This window comes from Sulfitobacter sp. 1A13353 (assembly GCF_043557255.1).
Classification (GTDB): Bacteria; Pseudomonadota; Alphaproteobacteria; order Rhodobacterales; family Rhodobacteraceae; genus Sulfitobacter; species Sulfitobacter faviae.
Genome location: NZ_JBIFFS010000007.1, coordinates 81126 through 93000, shown reverse-complemented (window position 1 = coordinate 93000; position 11875 = coordinate 81126). Strand labels below are relative to the sequence as shown.

19 protein-coding genes are annotated in these 11875 nt (G+C 59.8%); all 19 read right to left on the bottom strand.

Features of this window, described 5'->3' with window-relative positions; all coding sequences use genetic code 11:
- Nucleotides 1-24: 24 nt before the first annotated feature.
- The 19 genes from ACGYLO_RS16600 to ACGYLO_RS16510 all read right to left on the bottom strand — a co-directional run bounded on the left by ACGYLO_RS16600 (nt 25) and on the right by ACGYLO_RS16510 (nt 11825).
- On the bottom strand, nt 25-852 hold the full coding sequence (locus ACGYLO_RS16600) for a hypothetical protein (RefSeq protein ID WP_394376922.1): 828 nt from the start codon (nt 850-852) through the stop codon (nt 25-27).
- 1 nt (nt 853) lies between these two features.
- Nucleotides 854-1564 carry a hypothetical protein gene (locus ACGYLO_RS16595; RefSeq protein ID WP_394376921.1) on the bottom strand — a complete coding sequence of 237 codons (711 nt, stop codon included), beginning with the start codon at nt 1562-1564 and terminating at the stop codon, nt 854-856.
- 1 nt (nt 1565) lies between these two features.
- Nucleotides 1566-1937: a hypothetical protein gene (locus ACGYLO_RS16590; protein ID WP_394376920.1), complete on the bottom strand. Its 372-nt coding sequence runs from the start codon at nt 1935-1937 to the stop codon at nt 1566-1568.
- Between the two features lie 283 nt (nt 1938-2220).
- Nucleotides 2221-3594, bottom strand: a complete 1374-nt coding sequence (locus ACGYLO_RS16585; RefSeq protein ID WP_394376919.1) for a hypothetical protein — start codon at nt 3592-3594, stop codon at nt 2221-2223.
- A 107-nt stretch (nt 3595-3701) separates the two neighbouring features.
- The gene (locus ACGYLO_RS16580) at nt 3702-4109 is read right to left on the bottom strand and encodes a hypothetical protein (RefSeq protein ID WP_394376918.1); all 408 of its coding nucleotides are present in this window, start codon (nt 4107-4109) and stop codon (nt 3702-3704) included.
- A 2-nt stretch (nt 4110-4111) separates the two neighbouring features.
- Nucleotides 4112-5251: a hypothetical protein gene (locus ACGYLO_RS16575; protein WP_394376917.1), complete on the bottom strand. Its 1140-nt coding sequence runs from the start codon at nt 5249-5251 to the stop codon at nt 4112-4114.
- 364 nt (nt 5252-5615) lie between these two features.
- Nucleotides 5616-5996, bottom strand: coding sequence for a hypothetical protein (locus ACGYLO_RS16570; protein ID WP_394376916.1), 381 nt, complete (start codon nt 5994-5996; stop codon nt 5616-5618).
- The gene (locus tag ACGYLO_RS16565; RefSeq protein ID WP_394376915.1) at nt 5993-6616 is read right to left on the bottom strand and encodes a hypothetical protein; all 624 of its coding nucleotides are present in this window, start codon (nt 6614-6616) and stop codon (nt 5993-5995) included. Before ACGYLO_RS16565 ends, ACGYLO_RS16570 begins: the two co-directional genes overlap by 4 nt.
- Nucleotides 6616-7917, bottom strand: a complete 1302-nt coding sequence (locus tag ACGYLO_RS16560) for a PBSX family phage terminase large subunit (RefSeq protein WP_394376914.1) — start codon at nt 7915-7917, stop codon at nt 6616-6618. The genes ACGYLO_RS16565 and ACGYLO_RS16560 overlap by 1 nt, the downstream gene beginning before the upstream one ends.
- The gene (locus tag ACGYLO_RS16555) at nt 7904-8167 is read right to left on the bottom strand and encodes a hypothetical protein (protein WP_394376913.1); all 264 of its coding nucleotides are present in this window, start codon (nt 8165-8167) and stop codon (nt 7904-7906) included. Before ACGYLO_RS16555 ends, ACGYLO_RS16560 begins: the two co-directional genes overlap by 14 nt.
- An 829-nt stretch (nt 8168-8996) precedes the next feature.
- On the bottom strand, nt 8997-9551 hold the full coding sequence (locus ACGYLO_RS16550) for a hypothetical protein (protein WP_394376912.1): 555 nt from the start codon (nt 9549-9551) through the stop codon (nt 8997-8999).
- Complete coding sequence (locus tag ACGYLO_RS16545) at nt 9538-9786, bottom strand: hypothetical protein (RefSeq protein WP_394376911.1); 249 nt, start codon at nt 9784-9786, stop codon at nt 9538-9540. Before ACGYLO_RS16545 ends, ACGYLO_RS16550 begins: the two co-directional genes overlap by 14 nt.
- Entirely contained in the window at nt 9783-9980 is a 198-nt protein-coding gene (locus ACGYLO_RS16540; RefSeq protein WP_394376910.1) for a hypothetical protein, read from the bottom strand. Before ACGYLO_RS16540 ends, ACGYLO_RS16545 begins: the two co-directional genes overlap by 4 nt.
- Nucleotides 9977-10468 carry a hypothetical protein gene (locus ACGYLO_RS16535; RefSeq protein ID WP_394376909.1) on the bottom strand — a complete coding sequence of 164 codons (492 nt, stop codon included), beginning with the start codon at nt 10466-10468 and terminating at the stop codon, nt 9977-9979. Before ACGYLO_RS16535 ends, ACGYLO_RS16540 begins: the two co-directional genes overlap by 4 nt.
- Nucleotides 10465-11004, bottom strand: a complete 540-nt coding sequence (locus tag ACGYLO_RS16530) for a hypothetical protein (protein WP_394376908.1) — start codon at nt 11002-11004, stop codon at nt 10465-10467. The genes ACGYLO_RS16535 and ACGYLO_RS16530 overlap by 4 nt, the downstream gene beginning before the upstream one ends.
- Nucleotides 11001-11180, bottom strand: a complete 180-nt coding sequence (locus ACGYLO_RS16525; RefSeq protein WP_394376907.1) for a hypothetical protein — start codon at nt 11178-11180, stop codon at nt 11001-11003. Before ACGYLO_RS16525 ends, ACGYLO_RS16530 begins: the two co-directional genes overlap by 4 nt.
- Nucleotides 11177-11320 (bottom strand): hypothetical protein, encoded by a 144-nt coding sequence (locus tag ACGYLO_RS16520; RefSeq protein WP_394376906.1) that lies wholly within the window; start codon nt 11318-11320, stop codon nt 11177-11179. Before ACGYLO_RS16520 ends, ACGYLO_RS16525 begins: the two co-directional genes overlap by 4 nt.
- Entirely contained in the window at nt 11317-11595 is a 279-nt protein-coding gene (locus tag ACGYLO_RS16515; RefSeq protein WP_394376905.1) for a hypothetical protein, read from the bottom strand. Before ACGYLO_RS16515 ends, ACGYLO_RS16520 begins: the two co-directional genes overlap by 4 nt.
- Nucleotides 11592-11825 carry a DUF2312 domain-containing protein gene (locus ACGYLO_RS16510; RefSeq protein WP_394376904.1) on the bottom strand — a complete coding sequence of 78 codons (234 nt, stop codon included), beginning with the start codon at nt 11823-11825 and terminating at the stop codon, nt 11592-11594. Before ACGYLO_RS16510 ends, ACGYLO_RS16515 begins: the two co-directional genes overlap by 4 nt.
- Nucleotides 11826-11875 lie beyond the last annotated feature (50 nt).

Genomic DNA, 11875 nt, shown 5'->3' with positions numbered 1-11875 from the left:
TGCGTTGGAAGAAGTCGTTTGCGCTCATAGCAGCAACGCCAGCCAATCAGACATGCCGGGGCTTTTCGACGTGGTGGACGTGCCGCCCTGCGAAGGAATGCCGCCCAATGCCGAGAGGATCGGCCCCAGCGATGCCTGCGGAGCGCCAAGCGCGCCTGCGGTCTGGCCCTTCATTGCGTTAATGATGCCCTGCATGGCCTGCTGCTGCATGGCCCCGTCTTGGGCAAGGTTCTGGTTTGCGGTGTTCTGCATCCCGAATAGCTGGTTGGACGCGCCAAGAAGCGAGTTGCCCACGTTGAGCGCCTGCCCTGCGTTAAACTGCGCCATGCTGTTAACCATGCCCGCATCCGCGCCAGCGAGGTTAAGCGCGCTGTTGTGGTTGTCTTGGTTTAGCAATGCCGTTGTCTTGGATACGGTATCCGCAAACTGCCCGTTGGTCTCAGAGCCAAGAATACCGTGACGCGATCCGCCAAACGCACCAGCCGCAGCCGCAGCCGCGTCGTTGCTGTTCTGCGTCTTGAGCCGCTGTTCTTCCAGCGTGCCAAGCGTCGTGTCGATCACGTTTTGCGTGTAGGGGTTCAGGTACGGGTCAAGGTCCGTGCCTGCGATTGTCTTCGCCTTCTGAGGCTTGGCCGCTTGGTTCAGCGCGTCAATAGCGTCTTGCCACGTTTGGCCGGGCGACATGCCACCGCCCGTATTCCCGCCGTTATTACCGCCGGAAAGATGCTCAAAGCCCGGAGGCAAGCCCCCGCTGAACTTGCTAAGCGCACCACCCTGCACGGCATCTAGCGCAGCCTGATGCTCTGGCCGAGAGTTGACGTTTGACCAGAAGCTATCGTCCCAAATGCCCATGTTATCGGCCCCCTTTGCCGCCACCACCGCCGCCGTCATTCCCGCCTAGCGGGCTGCGTCCGGTGATTGCTTGTGAAATGTCGTTGCGCGCGTTGCCGATTGCGGAGATTGCGCCCCCGCCCTGATAGCTGCTGCCGGAGCGCCCCGGACCGCCGCCGTCCATCATGTCGCCGATGCCGGAATAGCCGCCAAACAGTCCTGCAGAGGCTGAACCGTTGCCTACTGGACCTTGGTTAGCGTCTGGACCGTAGCCCCCGCCTGCTGAGACAGGCTGACCGCTTTCCATCATCTGGCGCGCCTCCATGATCCGGCGCGTTGTCAGGTCGCCTGCTTCACCCGTCACCGGGTCAATAAAAAAGCTGTCGATCATAGCCGCTTGGCCGGGGCGTTCCTCGCGGAAACGCTCCATTGTGGCCTTCCATGGCTCATAGGAGCCATAGCCCCACACGCCATTGCCGAAGTGTTCAGCGCCGGGCATAGACGGCCCAGCAGGGGCTTGCAGTCCCAAGTCAGACGCCATTGCCGCGTTGTTATTGAACGCCGCCTCCTGCGCTTTGTTAAACGCTGCAATCTCCGGACCCATATACGGCGTATAGCCAATGTCACCGACCGCATTGCCGCGCGAAACAACGTCCTTAGACGCATCCTCAAGCCACGCTGGGATTTGTGTTTGGGTCGATTCCGAACCGCCCTTACCGCCGCCACCTGCCATTTTATATCTCCTTTTCGACGGTCAGGCACGTTGGCTTAAAGCCCGCTGATCGCCATACGCGCGCCCAACCGGGCCGACCGCTGATTGTCGCTGCCGTGCAGCCGTTTGCCTTGCCGAAGTTGACGATTGAATCGTGCATGTCCTTGAGTTGATCCATCTCACCGCCGCCAAGAAACACGTTGATGACGCGCTTGCGTGGGTAATCGATGAATTCGGTGACTAAGCAGCCGCGTTCAGCGGGCCACAGATGCAGCCGCCCGCGCTCGATGCCTTCAAAAATGTCGTCTACTGTGTGTGTCCCGCCGCTGTATTCCAACGCATCCGCGATCCACTTGCGGCAAGCTACCAAGTCGAGATTGCTGCCCGTCGCCATACGTTTTCCGCCGTGCAAAAATAGACGTAAGAGCCGTCATAGGCCCACTGCCCCGGCTCACCTGCTGCTGTCGCGCTTACTGGTGCTGCGACCTGCATAGAGAGGCGCTGAAACGCCCCGTTACGCGATACAACCGGGTATCCGGCGGTATCCCATAGCAAAACCCCGTCACGGGCCGCTGTGGCGTTGCTGCGCCGCCGTGTGAGTACGTCAGCCGCTGCCGTAAGGTGCTGGACAAGCTGTTCTGCCCAGACATGCAGGTTAGGACCGGGCCGAGGCGCGCTCATCGTCTGCCACCTGCCACGGCCTCAAGCCGCATATTTCCAACCCGCCAATCAGCGCCTGCGCCTTCGACGCGCATCCTGATCTGACGCCCTGCGAACCGTACACCTGTTGGCGTTGACATATCGTAAGGCCCATATGACCGCTCAGGGCCATTCGGGAAGAACCGCGTCTTGAACGTGGCCTCAACCTGCCCCTGCGTCTTTTCGTCGGGGTACAGCAGCCGCGCCTGTATGATCTGGTCGCCCGTCTGGATGGAGATTGGCCCCGTCTCAGCGAAGGGCGCTGCGCCATCGTATCGGTTGCCAACCTCATGCTCGTATACAGCCCCGTCAGCATCTGCGTAGAGAGGCAGCAGGAACGTGCCAGCATCCACACCAGCGGTGCGTTCAAGATTGCCTGTCGTCCAGATTTGCTCGCGCAGGTCATAGGCGACGTAACGGTCATTTTCGTTTGAGTTAGAGGACGGATAGAACCACCAGACCTCGCCAAACTCACGGTTAGGAATGGCGACGATCTTAGAGACCTGTCCCCGGTTAATGTCTGTAAAGACGTAATCGCTGACCTCGCAGGGGATTTCCTCAACCCCGCTGCCGAAGTAGCCAAAGAACCCGCGCTCACCCATCCACAGCGCGCCCTGCTTCATGCTTGCCGCCGCACCGCGTGAGATTACCCCGCAGGCCGTACCAGCACGCTCAAAGCCAAAGACAAACGCCGCGTTCTCGGTCGCCAGATGCGCGTCCTTGTCCGTCAGAATGAGCGTAGAGCCGCGAACCCGCAGCCCGCGCCGGATCACGCCGCTGGATTGCAGTATCTGGTCGCCTGCCTCGTTAGTCGCCTCTGGCGTCCATGTCGTGTTATCCTCACGGTCGCACCACGTCACCTGACGCGGGTTATCGTCAGAGCCAAGCGCCATCAGAAAGCGGTTTTCCGTCACCACCAGCCCACGGCAACCCGTCGGCGCGTTGCTGATAGCCGCTGCTGGCACTCCGGTGTCCAACTGCCATTCGTACAGATTACCATCGTCGGGGCTGCATCCAACGAGGTATTCGCCCCAGGTATCGAGGTGCCAGACCGTCGCGGGGTTGATAATACCCGTATCGGGCCGGATTTCACCCCACCAGAGCGTCCCCCAGCCACCAGCGCCCCAGCCAAAGTTAGCGTCAGACGACACGCGCCCCGCTGTGAAGCCTGCGGGCGTAATGTCAAACACGTTGTCTTCGTCGTCCATGACGTGCAGGCCATCGTGACAGCCAAACGCAACCCAGCGATTGCCGCTGTTGTCCGTCCAAGCCAGCATTGCGCGCGGCGTGCCGTCGATATCAACCGCCGCGGCCTGTGTCGCACGAGGACGCCAGCCGCCAACAGGCTGCATGGCCCCATCTTGCCAGCGCACAAGGTTAGCATCCCGCCAGCGCCCCGCTGATTGGTATTCCGTCCCGTTCCGGTACAAGCCCGGCGGAACCGCGATGGGGAACATCATTAGAGGATGGCCGCAGCTTGCTTGAAAAGGTCGTCTTGCGCCGCATCGTCAAGGCTAAGCGTTTGACCGAGAGCCGCGACAAGCGGATGGTCCCGGCGCAGTTCGGTTGCGTATTCCCATTCAATGCGGGCTTCATCGCCTGCGCTGCCGGTCATGCCTGCGATTGCGCTTTCAGCGTTAGCAAGCAGGCCATTGCGGGAAAGCGCAAGGCGGGCTTGCCGCATGGATACAGCGGCAGGGACAGGTTCAGGACCGGGAGGCGGCGGCGTGAAGGCTTCACCGTCATAAAGATACCCGCAGACCACATCATCAGGCCCGTCAACCCAGCCCGCGCCCATATCCTCGGCGGCGCGGCCCGGTGCTGCCTTTTGGACGGCAGTGCCGTTTTCAATCAGAAATGCTCTCATGTTCACCCCCAAAATGTAACCTGTGCATAACATTCGGTAGCCCCCGTGATATTCGCGGGATAAGCATAAAACTCCGGTGAGTTTTGGATCATTTCCAAGCGATAACTTACGCCTGCCTCTAAATTCGCGGCACCGTGCGATAGAGTGTTGTCAATGTTGGAGTGATGCTGCGTTGAGCCGATGCCCACGACTGCGCCGTCAGAAACACGGACGACCCTACTCTGGGCCTCCGCGCGGGAGGATGCTGCCCAAAATGTCATTGAGCAGTCTACACTAACAGAAAAGACGTTAGAACTTAGCGTAATCACCGAGCCGGGGTCAGTAACGACAGTATTCAATACCCGCGTCTCCCATGTGCTAGCCCCACTTTTTGCTGGGAACACCCCCGCCGATTGCTGGTCCTGAATAATGCCCAATATTGGGACACCGGCAGGAAGCACACTAGCAGGCAGCTTACCATCAGCCCCGATTAGCGGAACCGTGCCGCTGGTCGTGCCTGTGTTTTTTATCGCTGCTGTACCAAGGCCAAGGTTGCCCCGCGCATCGGGTACGCTCGCCACGTCCGACAGATTCGCCGTGGATAGCATATCACCGCCGCTGTCAGGCGTACCAAACGACAGATTGCCGGAGCCGTCCGTCTTCATGTACTGACCAGCAGCGCCATCGCTTGCGGGATAGGTCAGGCCAGCCGCTCGCAGCGTGGTAAGCACCGCCTCGCCTGCCACCTTGCCAGACTCATCCACCAACGGCGTGACCTGCACAACGCTGCCCGCGCCATCAGACTGCACAAGAGCCAGCCGATTGACGGGCAGAGAAACCGTTGCTGTCGCTGTTGCCGTCTTGATCGTCGCCGCGCCGTCTGTCGCGTTCCAGACAACCCACACCTTTTCCACTTCGGGCAAGGTCAGGGCAAAGCCTGCGCCGGGCGCTCCGGTCAGCTTGAGAACAGCGTTGCGGGCATCGCTCGACGCACCATCATCCATTGTCAGCGTCTTGTCGCCCGTGATTGCGACCTCGGCATACCCGCCAACAGCCTCGTCAACGAGTTCAAAGACGGTATTGACCTTATCGCCCCATGTGTTGAGGTTTTCGCCATCGGCTTGCAGTTCAAGGCCGAGGCGGTCGGTGTATGTGCTAGGCATTATGCCGCATCCTTTCGATAATCTGCGCGGGTCCACGCGTCAGCGGTCGCAGGCACGTCTGACCAATCGCCAGAGGCTGTTTGACCCGTCCAATCTTCTGAGACATCGGGCGAGTCCGACCATTTCAGACCTGCATCGCCGTAAGTGGCAGACGCGCAGGTAATTCCGTTGAGCGTCACCGTAACAAGGCGCTGCCAGTTTAGATTTGCGTTGGCGCTTACTATCGCTTGTGCTGAAACAAGGCGCAGAGGGAACCCGATAGCGTTACCCGTCGCCGTGACCGCGCAGAAAGCGGAGCCTGAGAACTCGCGTTCATCGCCTTCGCCGTAATAGCCTCTATTCCATGCGCCAGAACCCCAGCCGCTCACGAGAACGTCACATCCAGTTCGCCAGCGTCAAAGCGCAGCACGTCACCGCTTGAGATAGCCACGCTGGATGTCAGAGCGCCGTGCACGATCAGATTGCCGCCCGTGCTTGCGTCGTAAACGCCGAAGTGCGTGACCGTTCCCCAGCTTGCGGTCGCTGCGTCGAACTCAACGCCCGCCGAGTTCCTTGCCATGTCGCTGGTCACAGTGAAGGATGCCGACTTGCGCGCATAGCTGCCGCCTGACACCTCAGTGCCGCTGCCTGCGTCTGTCGGGTCTGACGTGAACAAGGCAACGTGCCAAGCTGTCGGACGTGTCGCGCTGTCGCCAGTAAACAGCCACTTCGCGACAAGGTTTTCAGCGTAATTGGAAAGGCTCATTGGCGTCCTCGCTTGAATTGCATACGCATTGGGCCGGGGAATTGCTGGCGCATGGAAACTTCGTTGATGCTGGAGACTGCGCCCATGTAGAGCGCCGTTGACCGCTTGGTCAGGTCAGCATCGGCAAAGTGCGCACCAGCAGCCAGCAAAGCGCCGTAGAGGTATGCGTCAGGGTGATCTGTCAGGAGCCAGTTTGTCGGGTTGGCGTCAGACAGCGCCGGGATCGTCCGGTAATACTGCAATTCGCCCGTGTATGTCGCGTTCGGCGTCGGGAAGACCTCAAACGTGTTGCCCGTGAAGGCCATATATCGCGGCTCGCCTGTCGCGTTTTGATACGCTGCCCGGTGATCTGCCATTGCATCAGGGCTGACGAACTCAAGCGGGCTGCTCTTGCCGTCGAGGTGAAAGCGGATCGTCTGCAAGTGATCTACGGGCAGTTCGGTATAACGGCTGTCGATGCTGGCCGTGGCGCGCTTGACCATCTGGTAATGGCGCAGTTCGCGCTGCATCTGCACTTCCGCCAAGCGGATAAAGCGCGGGATTACATCGTCAGCGTCGGCGCGATCGAACAGTTCGGACGCGATTGCGGCCTGTAGTTCTGCATACGTTGACAACGCCATTACGCAATTCCTCGTAGATTCCGCCGCAGAGGCTGAGACATGACGTTATCGTCAGCGGTCATTTGATACTCGACAGCGCCCAATCCGAACGCATCGCTTCCGTGCGACGACCAATCGTGATCCGGCCCAAGGTCAATCCCGCGCGCATGGTCAATCTTCGGGTGATACCAGCCGATTGCCTTGATCCCCGCCTCGCAGCGATCCTCATTGAACCACATCTGCGGGAACAGCTTGCGCGCCGCCTCAACGCGCTGCATGGCCGCGCCCTTGCCTTGGTTCGGGATAACGCGAACCTCAAACCCTGCGGCCTGTAACGCGCTCTGATAGCTAACGTCGTGAACCTTGTCGTTTGACGCCCCATCGTGAGGCAGAATGCAGTAGGCTTTCCCGTAGCCGTTATCTCGCAGCCAGTTGATATGCGCAGCGAGTGGCTGGCCCTTCTTTTCGTAGTAATCCAGCCAGCGGATTTCCTTGCCGACGTACTGTGCAATCCATATCGCACAAGCGTCAGCCTTTGCCCCGGTTCCGCCAATGTCCCAAATAGCCCGCAGCGTCATATGAGGGTCAGCCTCAAGCCGCCCGATGCGGTGTTCCTCGCGCGCCTTCGTGATGCTGGCAGCGTAGTAAGCACCCTCTGCGATGCTCTTGAAGTCGCCTTCCCATACATGCGCGTATTGGTCAGGCCGCTCGATTGCGTCGTTGATCCGTGTCCGGTCTAGCAGCGCTGGAAACCACGGATTGTCGCGATAATTAAGCTGGACCACCTTGAATCGCGGATTGTCCGACAGCCTGAACCGCTTATGCGTTGCGCTGTCTTCCCGCTCCGGGTTCCATGTGACCCACAGTTCGCTATCTTCCTCGCGCAGCGTCGGGATAAGCACCTGCCATGCGTTTTCCGTTACGGGCTCGGCTTCGTCCACCCAGCACAGAAGAATGCGCGACTTAGACTTTACGCTGCTGATGTTCCGATCAAGGCCCGCGAATTTGTACGAAACCCGCCCGTCTTTCGTCCTGACGTATTTCTCGCCAATCTCGAAGTGCGGCAGAAGCATCGGCTCTGACTGGATAGCCGCCTTGACCTCTTCCAGCGATGAATCGTCCAGGCTGTTCATGAACTGGCGACCGCAGAGGATAATCCCCTCGCGTCCAGCACTCGCCCACATCAGCGCGCGAACCGCCGTCATTTTGGCAAAGGTCCGCGTCTTGCCCGATCCTCGCCCGCCGTGCGCGCCTCTTACGTCTGCCTCGCCTGTGAATACCTCAACCAGCTTGTCGGGTATCTCAATGTTAGCTGTCGCCATCCGGCCTTACGCCTACAAGCGTGATCTGGTGGATATGCTCGCCGTTCTCGCCCGTGCCTTCGATGGTCGTTGACGATAGCTTAGGCATCACACGGTCAAGCAAGCCAAGAGCCGCAGTAATTTGCGTGGGCTGCATGTCGCGCTTGCCCTCCGCGTGCTCGATTAAGTGATTGAGAATCTTAGAGTTCGCAATTTTAGTGCGGTGCTCGGCCCCCATCTGAAAGCCTGCTGTTCTGCCTCTGCCTGCCATTGCTTACACCTAACCAGTCCGCCTTTGCGGGTGCCGGTCCTTTGGTTGTGGTTGATTGCGTATCGCCGCCGCGTTGCGCCTATGTGCGCTGAGAAAATGCGCCGCCAATCCTATCTGAGAGCCTACCCAGAAAGCGCGCCTTACGGCGACCGTTCGGATAAAGCGGCGACTTGCTACGATGACCCGCGCATGTCCGAGGCCGTAGCCAAGTGCAGAGGCGCGTGTCGTATGGCGGGGTATCCGGCTCATGGCTTGGGATAGCGGCCTTGCGTTCGCCCCGTTGCTGCCTTTGCCCAAGCGGTTCATGGCAGCGAATGAATGACGCGCTGCCTGTACGGGGTCAGCGCCTGTGCCTGATCGAGTGATACGCCGTGCCGCGATCAGGGGCAGCAGTGGCGGACAGGTTGAGACGCGCCCCGGCCAGCTTATGCTACTGACGTGAGCCGGGTTATCATGCCGCCACATGGGGTAATGCCAGACGCGCTCTGCTCAGTTCATCGACCCGCAATGACCTGAGCGGAAAGCGCCGGAATCAAAAGAGGCAGCATCCCTGCCACCTCTTGCGATAAATCACACTCCCACGTTTAAGAGGTGCAGTCAACCCCGCGCGCGCGACTATGCGATTCTTTGTCGTCGGTCAATTGCTGAAAGCCTCCCTATATAGACTCGTAGTAAAATTCGCCACGGATAAACCGGCAACGCGCCAGCCCTTGACGACACAGCGAGCGATACGCCGCATTCATGCCAACAACGCTAGACTTCATCGGTCTACCGATTGTTCGCAGCCATTCAAGGGCGTCTTGCTCTGTTTTGGTCACGTCGCCCCCTCCTATCTAGCCTTCCGCTCCAGCTTATCCGCCAGCCGATCAAGCGCCGCTGCCAGATGCTCTTTCCCCTTCGGCACTGCCCTGTAGCGATACTCGCGCAGATGGGCCACAGCGCGGCCCTCACAGGCCACCGCTTGCAAGATTGCCTTGTCCTCTGCCGCGACTAGCTTAGAGACGCTGAGATAGGCGCTCATGCGGTCTATGCGTATATCAATCGCTTGGTCCGGCTTGGGGCTGCTGTCCACTACGGGGTCGCTGTAGTCCTTGCCCTGCCCCATCTCGGTTTTCGCCCATGCATCTCGCAGTGTCGCCCCGGCGGTTAGCTGGCGGTTATCAATCACCCCGTCCTTGTGGTACTTCTGGAGCATATCCACCCTGCGCATCCGCTTTACGTTGTTGGGGTTCACCGTCTCGCCCTTGTCGTTTGTCCACGTCACAGGCTCTTGGACGAGGTGCAGGCGGTTTGCCGGACCCCGCGCCCCCATGTCCCAATGCTCAGGCATCGCGGCCACTGTTACGGGCGCTTTCTTCTGTGCTGCCTTCTTACGTCTCGCCATCTTTGAAAAACCTTTCTGCCTGCCCCTTGGGGTCTTCCAGTTCCGCGTTCCGCGCCCGCAACCAATTGATTAACTCCTGCATCGGCACCGACCTGCCCCGTTCTTTCGCCAGCCGCCGCTTGATGCCCATGAATTGCCGCCGATACTTCTCCACCGTGCGGGTCTGCGTCTCGACCTGCTGCCGTAGCTTGGCGTTGTCTCGCTCTAGCTGGTGGATGCGTTGAGCAGGGGTCATTGACGCTCTGCCCATTCCAAAAGCACCACACCGCTTGGGATCAGCGCCGATACGCCCCAGAGCATCAGCAGCAGGAAACGTTCATCCGCAGCCCATCCGCCAAGGACGGGAAGCCAGAACGGCTCCCATAGAATGAACGCGGTTAAGAGATAGAAAGCGATCTGCGGGATTGCCAAAGCGATGAACAGCTTCATTGCGCCGCCTCCCGCTTCGCCGCCGCTATCCGGTCCTTGCAGGAGACGTGTGGTTCGCGGGATAGGGACCACAGCGTTATGTCGCGACCCCCTTTGTAAGAGCGGCGCTTCGTGACCTTGCCAGCCAATCCAACCCGCATACGTCCTGAGATAAGCTGGCTTGAGACACGCGACCCAATCGACTTGGAAACCGCCGCCGCGATATCGTCGGTGCACATTTCACCAGACAATGCCTTGAGGATTGCCGCATCCAACGCCGCCTTCTCGCTGGCTTCGCGTTCTATCTTCTTTGATGGCTGTACGCTGGATATCACTTTAACCGGAGCGCGGCCCATGTGGCCCTCTTTCGCGGTGAGGGCTTTCATAGCCTTCGCGTATGCCGCCTCGTAATGCTCTGGGTACGGCTCATTGCGCATGGTGAATACCGGGGCGCAGGTTGATGCCTTGATGTGCGCTTGTGTGGTGTGATGGCGGATGTGGTAAGTCATTGCACTGCCCCTTGCGTTGCTGTTTCAGAAATTGACCAAAGCCAAGTCTTTCCTTCCTTGCGTCTCTCGACCTTTCCCGTTCTGAATGCAGAGTGCGTGAGGATATCACCCACCCGTGTTGCCGCTAATTCAGGGTATCGCCCGACCACAGCGTCAATGATTTCTCGCTTGGTCATTTCGCCTTTGATGGCGTCCACTACGGCCTGAGTGATCGCACCGCGCGGCAGCTTTGCCCGCGTGCGGCACTCCTCACTGCCTTTCAGCAAGTGTCGATCTACCTTGCCCGCGCGATATGCCTCGCTGAGAAAGTCGGCATCCATACCGGCCATCTCGCAAACCGTGCGGAAGTCTTTGCCGCACTGGCGTATCCAGCGATCAGCCGTGATCTGCTCCATCCTGTCCGCCCGTGCGTCACCGTCATATGTGGCGTCGAGGAAAGCGCGGTGGAGAACGGACTGCCACATTTCACGCGATGCCGCTGCGCCGCTGTGGGCGTGTACTTGCTCGTCAGATGCGATTAGTCCGATGTGGCTCACTTGCTGTCCTTTCCTGCTGCGTTAATCGCCGCGTCGATAGCGGCCTGCGCGAACCCCAAATCCCGCATATCGCTGGGGTTGGCCCCGTCCGTCAGCATCCGGCTGCACTGGTCGATCTGCGCTTGCTGGGCGGGGGTGAGTGTTTCGGGGAAGTAGCGGTCGCTGGCTTGGGTCATGCTGGCACCCCGCAGAGAACAGCCTTCACATCGCGGATGGTGCGGCCCGTCATGCGGGCGATGCGGGCCATGTCAAAGCCGTGAACGTCAAAGGCGTGGGCTATGTCGGTGCGGGTCCAGTGGGCGAATTGTCCGGTCATGCGTCGATCCTCTCTTGCTGGGGAATGTCTTCGGACAGGCGGATCAGGTCACGCAGGGCACGAGGCTTGCGGACGCGGTAGCGGACAACATCATCGTTCTCGTCAGTCCAGTGCCACGCAATATCTTGGGACCATCCTCCGCCTTCAAACGGGTTCTCCTCAAACGGACCCGGCTCCGCCCTAAATTCAACATTCACCCACATGCCTCTCGGCAAAGGCTTCGCGCTGCCGTCATGGTCAATCCACGGCCCCCATTCTTCGCGGTCGTCGGTCATGCCAAAGACTCCTCGTACATGCTGAGAACAGCGTCACCTTCGGCGCGAGCGTCCCGGTCCATCTTCCGGCGGGCGATTACCTTGCGCACGGTGGCGGCGTCGCACCCACGGCCCTTGAGTTCCGCGAATACGTCCTTCGTCGCCTCGGCAATGTCGGCCTTCTCGGCGTTGAGGCGTTCCACCCGCTCCACAAAGGCGCGGAGTTCGTCGGCTGCTACTCGGTCGGTCATAGGAACATCACCCATAGGCCGAACATGCTGAAAGCAGTTGCCCCAAGCCA